Source organism: Amycolatopsis sp. NPDC059027 (genome assembly GCF_042739735.1).
Lineage (GTDB): Bacteria > Actinomycetota > Actinomycetes > Mycobacteriales > Pseudonocardiaceae > Amycolatopsis.
Genome location: NZ_JBHYIK010000054.1, coordinates 21,141 through 34,039 on the forward strand (window position 1 = coordinate 21,141; position 12,899 = coordinate 34,039).

Consider the following 12,899-nt stretch of genomic DNA (forward strand, 5'->3'; position numbering starts at 1 on the left):
GCGCCTACGGGACCAGGACGACTTTGCCCGCGACGGTGCGCGATTCGGCCAGCGCGAGTGCCGCTCCAGCCTCGGCCAGCGGGAACCGGGCGGCGATCTGCGGGGTGAGCACGCCCTCGGCCAGCAGTGCCAGCACCTGGGTGAGGTCCTCGCGCAGCCGGTTCCGGAAGGTGTCCATGCGGCGTTTGCCCGCCCAGAAGTTGTAGAAGCGCGCCGATTTGCCGTTGGGCAGGAGATTCCACATTCCCAGCCGCGCGAACACCTTCAGCACCGGAAGCCGTGAATCGCCGTCCTCGTTCTTCGTGGCCGCGGTGCCGTAGGACACCAGCACCCCGCCCCGGCGCAGCAGCCGCCACGAGTCGGTCAGCCCGGCGCCGCCGACATGATCGAACACCGCGTCCACGCCGTCCGGAGCCAGCTCGCGGATCCGCTCGTACATGCGCGCGTCGCGGTAGTCGACCGGGGTCGCGCCCAGTTCCCGCACCAGATCGTGGTGCCGCGCGGACGCGGTGCCGATCACCGTGATCCCGGCGTGGCGGGCCAGCTGCACGAGCGTCGACCCGACCCCGCCGTTGGCTCCGAGCACCACGATCGTCGCGCCGGCGTGCACCGCCGCGGTCCGGTGCAGCATCTGCCAGGCCGTGATCCCGTTGACCACCAAGGTCTCCGCGTCGGCCGCTGGCACCCCGTCCGGAACGGCCACCAGATCCGCCGCGTCGAGCACCAGCGAACTGGCCCAGGCACCGATCTTGGTGACCGCGGCGAACCGGCGCCCGATCATCGCGGTGTCCACGTCCTGGCCGGCCGCGGTCACCGTGCCGACCACGTCGTAGCCCGGCACGAACGGGAACGGCGGCTGGTCGAAGTACTTGCCGCGGCGCATCTGCTGCTCGGCGAAGGACACCCCGGTCGCCTCCATTCTCAGCACCACCTGACCGGCTGCGGGTGGCGGGATTTCGCGGGCGTGGACCCGCAGGCCGTGCGTGTCGACCTTGCCCGGAAGGACGACCTCGGTGGCGTGGGTGACGACAGTGCTGTGCATGACGTATCTCCGTGTCCGGCGAGTTGCGGTTACGGCCGTAAGGTTACGCACGTAACTCAGATCCGCGCAAGAACTTACAGCAGTAAGTTTTCCGGTGTACGCTTACGTCATGGCAGACAACTCGACCGCGGCGCCCGCCCGCCCCCGCAACCGTCGCGGCGAAGGCGCCCGCCTGCGCGAGGAGATCGTGGACGCGGCGGTCGACCTGCTCGACGAGACCGGCAACGAAAGCGCCATCACGCTGCGCTCCGTGGCCCGCCGCGTCGGCATCGCGGCCCCCTCGATCTACCGCCACTTCCCCGACCAGCCGACCATCATGCTGGCCGTGGTCCAACGCGCGTTCGCCGAACTGGAGACACAACTGCGCACCGACGTCGACGCCGCCGGCGACGACCCCCGGCAGCGGCTTTTCGCCTGCTGTCACGGCTACCTGCGGTTCGCCAAGGACCATCCCGAGCGGTACCGCACCATGTTCGGCGGCCTCTGGATGCCCGTCCTGCGCGACACGACCGTGACGATCAACGACGTCATGACCCTCGGCGACGCCTGCACGCAGCTACTCACCGACACGCTGAACGGCTGCGTCACCGCCGGCCTGGCCACCAGCACCGACGTGCGCGCCGACTCCGTCGCGCTCTGGCTGGGCCTGCACGGACTGGCCCACCAACGAGCCTCGACCATCGCCTACCCGTGGCCACCCGACATCGCCGATCGCATCATCACCGCACTGGCCCACCTCACCGGCGAGTAGGCCGCGTCTTCACGGCACCGAAGTCCACAAAGGACACTTGCCGAAAACCGCGAGGTCAGTCCTCTTCGGCGGTCAGATCGCCGGGCATGACCGTGGCGATGAGGCCCGCGACGAACTGCGGAACGTCCTCGGGCGCGAGGACCAGCCGTGGCTCATCGCGGTCCGGCCCCTGAAAGATCTCGACCGACCGCACACCCGGCTCCCCCGCCGAACCCGCTACACCGACGATCGTCCAGTTCCCGTGCCGTGGCCGCGTGTTGGCGAAATGACCGAACACCGCATCGACGGGATCGCGCTCCATGATCCGCACTCTACGCCGAGCCGGTCACTCACAACCGGTCGTAGATCGTGGACAGGCGCCGCAGCAGCTCCGCGGCGGAATCCAGGGCTGCCTCGTCGTAGTCGGCGAGGGTGGCGGCAAGAGCTTCGGTCAGCGCACGCTGACGCTGGTTGTGCCGGTTCCGGCCCGCTTTGGTGAGGGCGACCACGACGGACCGCTTGTCCTCGGGCCGCCGCGTGCGGGTGACGTAGCCCGCCGCGACCAGGCCGTTGACCAGCTGGGTGGTCGCCGGGCCGGTGGTCTCGGTGCCCTCGGCGAGCTGACTGATGCTCAGCGCGCCCTGTTCGGCGAGGACACGCAGCGCGCGGGCATGCGTGAGGGACAGGGCTCCCGGAGTGCGGGTGGCGCGGCCGCGTAGCCGCGCGTCCGCGGCGCTGAGCCGGTAAGCGGCACGGGCGAGCCGGTCCAGCGCCGTCGCGCGGGCGGCATCCGATCCCCCACTGGCCATGAGCTGCCCTCCGGTTCGACGACGTCGGTTGACACCAGCATAACCTAAGTGCTTAATGAATAAGTACTTAGCAACCACGAGGAGGCTCTCACCATGACCGTCCGTTCGACCGGCCACAGCTGGGCGCTGGACGCCGCGCTCGCCCAGGGCGGCTTCGACGCCCTGCACCCCGAGGCCACGGGGACCATGGAACAGCTCGGCCACGACCACACCGACTTCGCCAAGGTGTTCGCCATGGTCAAGAGCGGCGCGATGCTGCCTAAGGCGTGGGCGACCGTGGCCGCGCAGGCCGAGCAGCGTGCCGCGCACCACGAGCGGAACGGCTTCTCCCGCACCGCGTCCGACCTCTACGAGCGAGCCGCGGTGATGTGGGGCCGGGCCCAGTACTCGATCTTCGACGCCGCCGACCCGCGCAAGTCGGCCTTCCGCGAGCGCACCAACCACTGCGTCCGGCGGTTGGGCGCCCTTCGCGAAGGACGGGTCCGGCGGGTGGTGCTCGACTTCGAGGGCCACCACATCCACGGCCTGCTCCACCTGCCCGCCGGACCGGTGAGCGGTGCTCCCGCCGTCATCCTCGGCCCCGGCATGGACATGATCAAAGAGGACTACATCCACGCCGCCGAGCGCTACTACACCTCCCGCGGCATCGTCGCGCTCTCCGTCGAGGGACCCGGCCAGGGCGAATCCCGGGCGGATGGCCTGACCGTGGACCTCGGCAACTACGAGCGCGCCCTCGGCCGCTACCTCGACTATCTGGCCGCCCTGCCCGAGGTCGACCCGGCCCGGATCGGCATGTTCGGCATCAGCATGAGCGGCTACTGGGGCTCCCGCGCGGCCGCCACCGAGCACCGCCTCGCCGCGCTCGCCGCCTTCGAAGCCGTCACCGGCGATTTCCACACCATCTTCGAGCGCGCCCAACCCACCTTCAAGAACAACTACATGTACATGGCGGGATACACCGACGAGGACGCGTTCGACCGCGAACTGGTCGCTCGCCTGCCACTGGGCGACCTGGTCGAGCGGATCACCTGCCCCGTCCTGTACGGCATCGGCGAGTTCGACGAGCTCACCCCGCTCGACCAGGCCCTCGCGAGTTTCGACCGCATCCGCGCCCCCAAGGAACTCCGGGTCTACGAAAACGAGTTTCACCCGCTCGGCGGCGTGGCGGCCGAGGTCTTCCGCTTCGCCGCCGAATGGCTCCACCGCGCGCTCGACGGCGAACTGGCCGAACCCGGCCGCGATGTCCGCCATTACGTCCATCGCGACGGACGTACCACCGACGGCACCGCCCGACCCACCTGGTGGCTGGGCGCCGCCCCGGGCACCGGCGCCGCGTAGCCGCGCACGGATTCCGCGCGGACCGGAGTCCACAGTGGACGACCCGGGTCCCCGAGTGCTGTTTTCGACCGGCCGTGCTCGTTTCCGGCGTGTCCTCCGGCGCCGTCTGGCCGGACGTCGGGCCGGTGTCAGCCGGAATGGGCACCGACCGCGTCACGGACCTGGGAGCCCAGACCGGCGTCGGCGGGCGCGCACAGTGGGCACAGCAGTAGAACCGGCCCGCCACCTCGGCCCCGTGACCGAGGATCCGGCACCCGCAGTGCTCGCACACCGGCGCCAGTTTCGTGATCGCGCACTCGAAGCTGTCGAATGTGTGGGTCGCACCACCGACCGTACGAACCTCGAAGGCCATCCGGTAGTCGTTCCCGCACACGTCGCAGACCGCCATGGACGCCGCACCTCCTTCGCTGTTTCCCGATCTTCGCTCTTCCGAGCCTGCGCCCCGCGCGCTCGCCCGGCAACTCGGGAGAACGGCGGTCACTCCTCGGAGCAGCGGGCGTCCAGCCACTGTGCGAGCACGGCCGCCTGGCTGTGCTCGACATCGCGGGTCGCGGTCAGCAGGGTCAGGTCGTGCTCCCCGGCGATCGAGCGCAGGTGCTGTGCGGCCTCCCTGTGCGGCGGCTTCCCCAGCTCGGCGAGGTACCGGCGGCGGAATTCGGGGAACCGGCCCGGGTCGTGCCCGTACCAGCGGCGCAACTCCGCCGACGGGGCGACATCGCGCAACCACTCGTCCAGCCGCGCGTCCTCCTTGCGAACCCCGCGCGGCCAAACCCGGTCCACCAGCACCCGGAGCCCGTCGGACCGCGACGGGCGGTCGTAGATCCTCCGAACGGTGATCTGCGTGCTCACGGCACACGCCCCCTTCCCACCCAGGCCGAGTGTCCTCGCCCGGGCGCGGGAGGTCCAGGCCGGCCGACGGCGTCCTTTGTGGAGGAATCCGTCCACTGTGGAAAGAATCCGTGGCCCGCCGGTCATGCCCTGGTGAAGAGCATGGCGCTCTGGAAGCCGCCGAACCCGCTGCCCACGCTCAGCACGAGGTCCATCCGGTGGTCACGCGCGGTGCGGGGCACGTAGTCCAGATCGCATTCGGGATCCCGGTGGTGCAGGTTGGCCGTGGGCGGGACCACCTGGCGGTCCAGCGCCAGCGCGCATGCGGCGGCCTCGAGGGAACCGATCGCGCCGAGCGAGTGCCCGATCATGGACTTGATCGAGCTGACCGGTACCTCGTAGGCACGGTTCCCGAGGCTGCGTTTGAACGCCGCGGTCTCGTGCCGGTCGTTCTGCTTGGTCCCCGAGCCGTGCGCGTTGATGTAGTCCACATCGGACGGAGCACGGCCGGCCCTGTCCAGCGCGACCCGGATCGCTTCGGCCATCTCCCGCCCGTCCGGTTTCAGCCCGGTCATGTGGAAGGCGTTGCTGCGGCTGGCGAATCCGACGATATGGGCGTAGATCCGCGCTCCGCGCCGACGAGCGGCCTCGGCGTCCTCGAGCACCAGGACCGCGGAGCCCTCACCGAGCACGAACCCGTCGCGGCGCGCGTCGAACGGCCGGGAGGCGTGCTCGGGATCGCCGTTGTTCGGCGAGGTCGCCCGGATGGCGTCGAAGCAGGCGGAGGTGATCGGCGACAGCGGCGCGTCGGTCGCCCCTGCCAGCACCACGTCGGCCGATCCCTCCTCGATCAGCGCGACCCCGTGCCCGATCGCGTCCAGCCCGGACGTGCAGCCGGTGGAGATCAGGGTGGTCGGGCCCTCCGCCGCCACCTCCCAGGCGACCTCCGCCGCCAGCGTGCTGGGCACCATGTAGCCGTAGAGATGCGGGACCGAGCAGGTGTGGTCCACCAGCCATCGGCGCCCCTCGTCGGCGAGTACCGCGTATTCCTCTTCCAGGCCCATCGTGCAGCCCACGGCGCTGCCGACCGCCACGCCGATCCGGTCCGGCGCGACGGCGGACAGGTCGAGACCGCTGTCCGCGACGGCCTCCCTGGCACTGACCACGGCGAACTGCGCGGCCCGGTCCATCCGGCGGATCTGTTGCGCGGACAACCCGGCGGCCTTCGGGTCGAAGTCCACCTCGGCGGCGATCTGCGAACGGAACTCGGTGGGGTCGAACAGGGTGATCCGCCGCGTGGCGGTGCGTCCTTCGGTCAGCAGCTGCCAGAACGCCTCGCGCCCGACACCACCGGGTGCCACCACACCGATTCCGGTGACGGCAACGGTTCTGGTCATCGAGCGTCCGCCTGGTGCGGGCCGACCCGCGGGCCCGGCTGCTCGGGCCGCGGCGGCTGTTCGGTGTCGACATGGCCGAGTTCGGGACGGGGCGCGAGCGGCGACAGGTGGAAGACCGCCCGCGCGGCCGTCGTGCCGACGTTGACCAGCCGGTGCCGTACCCCGATCGGGACCAGCAGCGAATCACCGGGGCCGAGCCGCACCGGCCGGGAGTCGAGGCTCATCTCGAGCTCGCCGGCGATCACGTGCAGGAACTCCTCCGAGAAAGGGTGGTAGTGCTCGGAGACGAACTCTCCGGCCTCGAGGAACAAGGTGCCGCCGAAGCCGGAGGTGGAGCCGGCCGTCTTGGGGCTGAGCGTGACCCGGATGTCGCCGCCGCGGCGGCGGTTGGGCACCGCCTGCTCGACGTTGACCTTGTCCGGCACGGGAGCGTCGCTCACCGGATCCTCCCTTCGTCGGCCGTCCAGACGTAGAACGGCGCGGCCATCGCGTCCTTCGGTTCCCGCCAGTTCGGGTCGTAGGGGGCGACCAGGCCGGCCAGCCGGGTGTTGATGTCGGCGTAGAGCGGGTGGCTGCGCGCCTTGTACAGGTTCGGGGTGATGTCCTCGTCGGCCTCGACGAGGTGGAAGTACAGGTCGTGGAAGCTGAACAGGGTTCGCCGCGACACCCCCACCATGTGCGGGAGTTCGGACGCGTCGGATTCGGCGAACACCTCCGCGATAGGGCCGGTGTCGGGGTTCCTCAGCTTGGCGACGATCAGGGTCCGGTGCACGGTGGGACCTCCTGCGGACGGGACTTGTCAGTGCGTTGCGTTCATCCTCGGCGCACGCGGTGGAACGGCTCTCGAACCGGCCCAACCCGGCTACCATCCGGCGATTTCGCCGCCACGAAGGAAAACCCCGGTCGGGCCGTCGTCCGGGAGCGTCGCGGCGTCGGCGATCTCCACCGCCGCCTCCGCCGGTCCGCGCTGCGCGGTGGGCATCATCCGGGTCCGGGTCCGCCCGGGATTGACGGCGTTCACCAGCACCCCGGTGCCCTTGGTCCGCGCGGCCAACATGGTGGTGAGGCCGTTGACGGCGACCTTGGACACCGAATACCCCGGTGCCTCGCTCCACAGCCCCACGCTGAACGACCCGGTGCCGCTGGAGACGAAGACGACCCGGCCCCAGCCCCGGCGCACCATGCCCGGCACGAACGCCTGCGCCGTGCGCCACCCGCCGAGCAGGTTCACCGCCAGGGTCCGCTCGACGAGTTCCAGCGGCACCGACAGCGGTTCCTGCCCGGCGTCGAGCAGTACGCCGGCGTTGCACACCAGCACGTCGACCGGCCCGAGCCGGTTCGCGGCCCGCCCGGCACTGCCGGCGTCGGTCACGTCCAGCGGATGGGAACGGACCCCGGGACCGATCCGCGCGGCCGCCTCCGCCGCCGCGTCCGCGTCCCGCGCGGTCACCACCACCCGCAGGCCGCGGCGGTGCAGTTCGGCGGCGACCGCGTGGCCCAGCCCTCGGTTGGCGCCGGTGATCAGGGCAGTACGTGGTTCTGACATGGGTCGCACGATCACCCACCGGTCTCGATCCGCGCTCGGGGCTAGCCGGTGGCTCCAGAGGGCTTCCAGGACGGCACGGCAGCGTGGCGGGTCGAGGAAGGCGGAGGTGCCCGATGCGTGTCCTGTTCACCTGCTGGTCCTGGCCCACGCACCTGTCCGCGCTGGTGCCGCTCGCCCGGGCCTGCCGTGCCGCCGGCCACGACGTGCTGGTCGCCGGCCAGCCCGGTCTGCGGGAGGACATCCGGCGGGCCGGGCTGCCCGCCGCGGCCGTCGGCACCGAGGTCGACACGGTGGGCATGGTCGGTGAGTACCTGCTGCCCCTGCCGGGTGCCGGACGGCCGCCGGCGGGCGGGAAACCGCGGGCGACGCGGATGTTGCTGGCGCACGCGGAGTCGATGGCAGGGGACCTCGTCCGGCTGATCCGGGAGTGGCGAGCCGATCTGGTGGTGTACGACCAGACCGCGCTGGCCGGACCGCTCGCGGCCGCGGCCGCGGGCGTGCCCGCCGTGCGCCACCTCTACGGCGTCGACCTGATGTGGCGATTCCGGGACGCGCTGCCGTCGGCGCTGGCGCCGTTGGCCGATCGGCTCGGCGCGGACGCATTCGACCCGTTCGGCGTCGCCACCGTGGACCCCGTGCCCGCCAGCCTCCAGCCGCCGACGGACTACCGTCGTCTTCCGATGCGCTTCACGCCCGCGAACGGGTCCGTCTCCCTGACCGCGCGCGGGAAGCGGCCCCGGGTCTGCGTGAGCTGGGGGCACACCATCGCCAAGGTGGCGGCTCCCCGGTTCCTCGCGGGCCGGATCGCCGAGGCACTCGCCGGGTCGGACGTCGAGGTGGTACTGGCGATTTCGGCCGCACAGCGGGATTTGCCCGGCCCATTGCCCACCGGTACGCGAATCCTGCTCGACGCTCCACTGTGGCCGGTTCTGTCCACATGCGACCTTCTGGTGGGACACGGGGGCGCGGCCAGCATCCTCACCGCGCTCGACCACGGCCTGCCGGCACTGCTCGTGCCGCAGCTGCCCGATCACGCCGGGCACGCCGGCGGGGTCGCGGCGCGCGGCGCGGGAGTGGTGCTCGGCCTGGACGAGCTGAGCCCGGCCACGATCCGGAAGCACGTCGAACGGCTGGTCGCGGCCTCGCCGGAACGCGAGGCCGCGCTAGAGGTGCGCGAGGAGATGCACGCGCAACCCTCCCCCGCCGATGTCGTCGCCGAACTCGTGGCCCTGTGCGGTTGACCACCGCCGGTACCGCGATCACCCCACCGGCGTGGTGAACCGGTACCGTCCGGACCCCAGCTCGTAGCGTGCCCGGGGCAGGATCACCTCGGCCGTGGCGTTCACCGGGATCCCGATGTCCACTGTGGCCGTTCCGGCCTCCTGCCGCCAGGCCACGTCGATCCGGCCGCGCACGGTGTCGAGGCCGATCGAGGCCCGCGCCATCGTGCCGAACGCGCGGGGCGCCACCCGGAACCGCTGCCAGCCAGGCCGCAGCACCTCCAGCCCGAGTACCCGTTCCACCAGCCACTGCACCGGGCCGGAGTGCATGAAGTGATCCCGTGAGCGGGCGGTCTCTTCCCAGCCCTCCCACAGCGTGGTCGCGCCGAGCGAACGCAGGTACCCGTAGGACGGGTGGTCGCGCTGTTCGAGCACGGCGTGGGCGAGATCGGCGCGGCCGTTGTCGGACAACGCGAACGGCAGGGCGAGCGCGCCGACGCACCCGGTGTCGAGATGCCTCCCCTTACCCTCCACATCGGACACGAGACCCGCCACCACCGGCTTGACGCGGTCCGCGGGTACCAGGCCGAAGGCGAGCGGCACCGCGTTGCTGGTCTGCCGGTACGCGGTCGTCGTGCTGGTGCGGTACACGCCCGCGGCGGCGTCGTAGAACTGCTCGTTGAACCGGCGGGTCACCTGTTCCGCCGTCTCCAGCCAGGTACGGGCGAGGTCCGGGTGGCCGACCAATTCGGCCAGCGCGGCACCGTCGCGCAACGCCATGACCACGTACGCGGTACCGACCAGCTGCCCGCCCTCCGGCGGGAAGAGGAGCCCGGGCGGCAACCAGTCGCCGAGCGACTCGTCCGAGATTCCGTTGTGCAGCAAGCCGGTCAGCCAGCCGAGATAGCGGCGGACGGCGTCGAAGTGCCGTTCGGGCACGGTGCGGTCGCCGTAGATCAGCCAGTACTGGCGGACCAGCTGCGGGTAGACCCCGGTCCAGGTGGGCGACGGGGAGCCACCGTTCGGGGTGGCGCCGAGCGGCGCGAGGATCGGGATCTCCCCGCTCGGCGCCTGGCCCAGCCGCAGATCCTCGAGCCATTTGCCGAACAGGCCCGCCATACCGAAGCGGTAGAGCATGGACTGGCTGGCGAACCGGGTGTCGCCGGTCCAGCCCAGCTTGCTGTAGGCGGGCGAATCGGTCGGCAGGCCGCGAAGGTTGTTGCGGGCGGTACGGGCGAAAGCGTCGGCCAGCCACTGCAACTCGGGGTGCTCCAGCCGGAGGTCCATGGTGTCCGGCAGATCGCTGCCCACGTTCATCGCGACCAGTTCAAGCGGTTCGGTGGTTCCGGTGACTTCGACGTACTGGAATCCCTTGAACGTGCCCGACGGCTGCCAGGTCTCCTCGGCGAGCCCCGCGGCGGTGTACTCGTCGACCTGGAAACGCCCCACCAGGGACGGGTTGTCGAAACCGCCTGGCACGCCAACGGGAATCCGGCCGTCCGGGCCGAGTTTCTCGCCGTAGCGCAGGCGCACCGTGGTGCCCGCGGGCAGCTTCGCCCGAAGCCGGGCCCAGCCCGCCAGCATCACGCCGAAGTCGAAGACCCGCACGCCCGGGACCGGGGTGTGCACCCCGGCCGCCTCGACGGGCGCACCCACGCGGATGTGTTCCCCGGCGAACGCGCGCAGCTTCCCGCCGGGACCGGCGACCACGGCCGGGGCACGCCAGCCCTCGGCCGGGAACCCGGGCGAGGACCAGCCGTCGAGCCGCCGCGCGCGCCGGGCGTCGTAGGACTCCCCCGCGTAAACGCCTTCGTAGGTGGCCGGCCCCTCGGTGAGGCGCCAATCCGCGCCGGAGCCGAAGGTGCGGCGGGTGCCGTCGGCCAGCGTCACGTCCAGCCGGGCACGCAGCCGCGGTTCGGCCGTCCACGGTGCCACGTCGCGGCCCTTGGCGTCCGGGATCCGGCTGGCGAAGAACCCGCGGCCGAGCGCGATCCCGAGCGCGTTGCGGCCCTTGGACAGCAGCGCCGTGACATCGTGGGTGGTGTAGAAGACGCGGCTGCCGTAGTCCGTCCACAAGGGAGAGAGCTCGAAGTCGGCCACCCGGCTGCCATTGGCCCAGGCCACCGCGTAGCCGAGGCCCGCGAGGTAGAGGCGGGCGGAGGCCACCGGGGCGGGGAGGTCGAACTCGGTGCGCAGCAACGGGTTCGCGGGCGGATCGGGCGGGATGCCGACCACCAGCCGGTCACCGGTGACCGCGACGCCGTCCGCGTAGGCCGAGCCGCCAGGGTAGGTGTCGGTGGCGTCGCACCGCCAGCTCACCTGGCCCCGCGGTTCGGCCAGCTCGAGGTAGAACCGCCCTGGTGCCAACGGTTCGGTGAATTCCAGCCGCTGCTGAGACTCGCCGGTGAGACCGGTCAGCGTCCGCTGGGCGAGCACCGGGCCGGACGGGTCGTGCCCTCGGAGCGTGAGGGTGCAGCCGGCAGGTGCCGCGCCGGTGGCGACCAGCGGGACGCCCAGCGCGGTCAGCGGGCCGGTGGAGTCGAAGTCCTGCCCGAGGGTGTGCCCGGGATTCAGCGCCACCAGGTCGAAGGCCGTGGGCTGCGAACCGACCCGCACCGCCGCGGTCAGTTCCACCCCGCTGCCGATCCAGGCCGTGCCGTCCCAGTCCCGTTCGGACAGCAGGGCGGTCTCGAACCAGGCGGGGTCGCTCCACGGCCCGGCCTGCCCGTGCTCGTCCCAGACCCGCACCGCCCAGTGGTATCGGGTGGCCGAGCGCAGGCCCGGCCCGGTGTAACGGATCGCGGACTGTCCGGCCGAGCCCACCTTGCCGGAATCCCACACATCCGGCGTGCCCGCGGCCAGCAGTTCCGGCGTGCCCGCCACCGCCAGCTGGTACGCGCTCTGGGCACGGCCGGTGCCGTCTCCGATGAGCTGCCAGCCGAAGCGCGGCGCGGTCTCGTCGATGCCGAGCGGGTTCACCAGATGCTCGGTGGTCAGCCGCTCCGCCCGCAGCGGGCCGGGCCCGTCCCGCGGATCCGCCCACGCCGGCCGTGTCGTGGCGGCCAGCACCACCGCGCCACCGACCCCGCCCAATGCCGTTCTGCGACGTACTTCGCCCATGTGTAACCCCCAGTCGAGCCGATCCACGACAGTGGTGCTCGACGATCCCGGCACATTTCCGGAAATCGCCTGATTGACGCAGTTAACTATTTGTCTGTGTCAGACGGAGATACAATATCCGCATGCCTCCGTCGAAGCCGCATCGCTCGCCCGCCCCGGAGCAGCGGCAGCGCGATTCGGAGCGCACCCGGCAACGTATCCTGGCGGCGGCGACCACCGAGTTCGCCGCGAACGGCTACGCGGGGGCGCGGGTCGCCGCCATCGCTTCCCGTGCCGGTGTCAACCAGCAGCTCATCTCGTACTACTTCGATGGCAAGCAAGGCCTCTACCAGGCGGTCGCGGAAAGCTGGTGGAGCTACGAACGGGAACTGGTGCCGCCGGGCACCCCGCCCAGTGAGGCGGCCCGCCGGTACGTCCTGCAGGCCCTGCACAACCCGGACGGCGTACGGCAGTTCGCCTGGAGCGGCCTGGAGTACCAGGGTTCCGGAGACGATCCCGACCGCGCCCAGCGTTCCGAGCGCCTGCGGCGGGAGGTCGACGCGATCCGCGCCCTCCAGGCCGAGGGCAAGGTTTCGTCCGAAGTGGACCCGGCCTGCCTTGTCGTGATGATGATGGCCGCCGCGATGGGCCCCACCATGCTGCCTCAGGTGATCGAGGGGCTCTACGACGTCGGCGCGCGCTCGGCCGAATTCCTGCACCACTACGCCGACCAGATCGCACTCGTCTCGCGGCTGCTCGGCCTCGACGAGGCTCCACCGGAAAAGCCCGCGGGCGACTCCGCGGACCGGTGACTTTCCGGCGGAACTCGTCCGATTACGCGGCCACCCGGAAATCCGAACCAGCACCCGTCCCGCAATTCCCGGGACGGA

13 protein-coding genes and 1 pseudogene are annotated in these 12,899 nt (G+C 71.4%); 4 read left to right on the forward strand and 10 right to left on the reverse strand.

Features of this window, described 5'->3' with window-relative positions; genetic code table 11:
- Positions 1-4 precede the first annotated feature (4 nt).
- Complete coding sequence (locus ACFWY9_RS31360; protein ID WP_378340572.1) at positions 5-1,042, reverse strand: medium chain dehydrogenase/reductase family protein; 1,038 nt, start codon at positions 1,040-1,042, stop codon at positions 5-7.
- Positions 1,043-1,151: 109 nt separating this feature from the next.
- On the opposite strand from ACFWY9_RS31360, the gene ACFWY9_RS31365 reads away from it, so the two are divergent.
- On the forward strand, positions 1,152-1,793 hold the full coding sequence (locus ACFWY9_RS31365; protein ID WP_378340573.1) for a TetR/AcrR family transcriptional regulator: 642 nt from the start codon (positions 1,152-1,154) through the stop codon (positions 1,791-1,793).
- Positions 1,794-1,848: 55 nt separating this feature from the next.
- Here ACFWY9_RS31365 and ACFWY9_RS31370 read toward each other — a convergent pair whose 3' ends face one another.
- Both ACFWY9_RS31370 and ACFWY9_RS31375 read right to left on the reverse strand, forming a co-directional pair.
- Positions 1,849-2,094 (reverse strand): hypothetical protein, encoded by a 246-nt coding sequence (locus ACFWY9_RS31370; RefSeq protein ID WP_378340574.1) that lies wholly within the window; start codon positions 2,092-2,094, stop codon positions 1,849-1,851.
- A gap of 28 nt (positions 2,095-2,122) precedes the next feature.
- Positions 2,123-2,581 carry a MarR family winged helix-turn-helix transcriptional regulator gene (locus tag ACFWY9_RS31375; RefSeq protein WP_378329173.1) on the reverse strand — a complete coding sequence of 153 codons (459 nt, stop codon included), beginning with the start codon at positions 2,579-2,581 and terminating at the stop codon, positions 2,123-2,125.
- Between the two features lie 93 nt (positions 2,582-2,674).
- On the opposite strand from ACFWY9_RS31375, the gene ACFWY9_RS31380 reads away from it, so the two are divergent.
- The gene (locus tag ACFWY9_RS31380; protein ID WP_378329174.1) at positions 2,675-3,919 is read left to right on the forward strand and encodes an alpha/beta hydrolase; all 1,245 of its coding nucleotides are present in this window, start codon (positions 2,675-2,677) and stop codon (positions 3,917-3,919) included.
- Between the two features lie 128 nt (positions 3,920-4,047).
- Here ACFWY9_RS31380 and ACFWY9_RS31385 read toward each other — a convergent pair.
- The 6 genes and pseudogenes from ACFWY9_RS31385 to ACFWY9_RS31410 all read right to left on the reverse strand — a co-directional run bounded on the left by ACFWY9_RS31385 (position 4,048) and on the right by ACFWY9_RS31410 (position 7,690).
- Positions 4,048-4,307 (reverse strand): annotated as a pseudogene (locus ACFWY9_RS31385) (Prokaryotic metallothionein).
- A gap of 89 nt (positions 4,308-4,396) precedes the next feature.
- On the reverse strand, positions 4,397-4,768 hold the full coding sequence (locus ACFWY9_RS31390; protein ID WP_378340575.1) for a DUF488 domain-containing protein: 372 nt from the start codon (positions 4,766-4,768) through the stop codon (positions 4,397-4,399).
- Between the two features lie 122 nt (positions 4,769-4,890).
- Complete coding sequence (locus ACFWY9_RS31395; RefSeq protein ID WP_378329177.1) at positions 4,891-6,144, reverse strand: beta-ketoacyl-[acyl-carrier-protein] synthase family protein; 1,254 nt, start codon at positions 6,142-6,144, stop codon at positions 4,891-4,893.
- On the reverse strand, positions 6,141-6,584 hold the full coding sequence (locus tag ACFWY9_RS31400) for a cupin domain-containing protein (protein WP_378329178.1): 444 nt from the start codon (positions 6,582-6,584) through the stop codon (positions 6,141-6,143). The genes ACFWY9_RS31395 and ACFWY9_RS31400 overlap by 4 nt, the downstream gene beginning before the upstream one ends.
- Entirely contained in the window at positions 6,581-6,916 is a 336-nt protein-coding gene (locus ACFWY9_RS31405; protein WP_378329179.1) for a TcmI family type II polyketide cyclase, read from the reverse strand. The genes ACFWY9_RS31400 and ACFWY9_RS31405 overlap by 4 nt, the downstream gene beginning before the upstream one ends.
- A gap of 90 nt (positions 6,917-7,006) precedes the next feature.
- Entirely contained in the window at positions 7,007-7,690 is a 684-nt protein-coding gene (locus tag ACFWY9_RS31410) for an SDR family NAD(P)-dependent oxidoreductase (protein ID WP_378340576.1), read from the reverse strand.
- A gap of 113 nt (positions 7,691-7,803) precedes the next feature.
- Here ACFWY9_RS31410 and ACFWY9_RS31415 point away from each other — a divergent pair, with 113 nt between their 5' ends.
- Positions 7,804-8,931, forward strand: coding sequence for a nucleotide disphospho-sugar-binding domain-containing protein (locus tag ACFWY9_RS31415; protein ID WP_378340577.1), 1,128 nt, complete (start codon positions 7,804-7,806; stop codon positions 8,929-8,931).
- 18 nt (positions 8,932-8,949) lie between these two features.
- On the opposite strand, the gene ACFWY9_RS31420 is transcribed toward ACFWY9_RS31415, so the two are convergent.
- Positions 8,950-12,030 carry a family 78 glycoside hydrolase catalytic domain gene (locus ACFWY9_RS31420; protein WP_378340578.1) on the reverse strand — a complete coding sequence of 1,027 codons (3,081 nt, stop codon included), beginning with the start codon at positions 12,028-12,030 and terminating at the stop codon, positions 8,950-8,952.
- A gap of 122 nt (positions 12,031-12,152) precedes the next feature.
- On the opposite strand from ACFWY9_RS31420, the gene ACFWY9_RS31425 reads away from it, so the two are divergent.
- Positions 12,153-12,821 carry a TetR/AcrR family transcriptional regulator gene (locus ACFWY9_RS31425; RefSeq protein WP_378329183.1) on the forward strand — a complete coding sequence of 223 codons (669 nt, stop codon included), beginning with the start codon at positions 12,153-12,155 and terminating at the stop codon, positions 12,819-12,821.
- Positions 12,822-12,899: the final 78 nt, after the last annotated feature.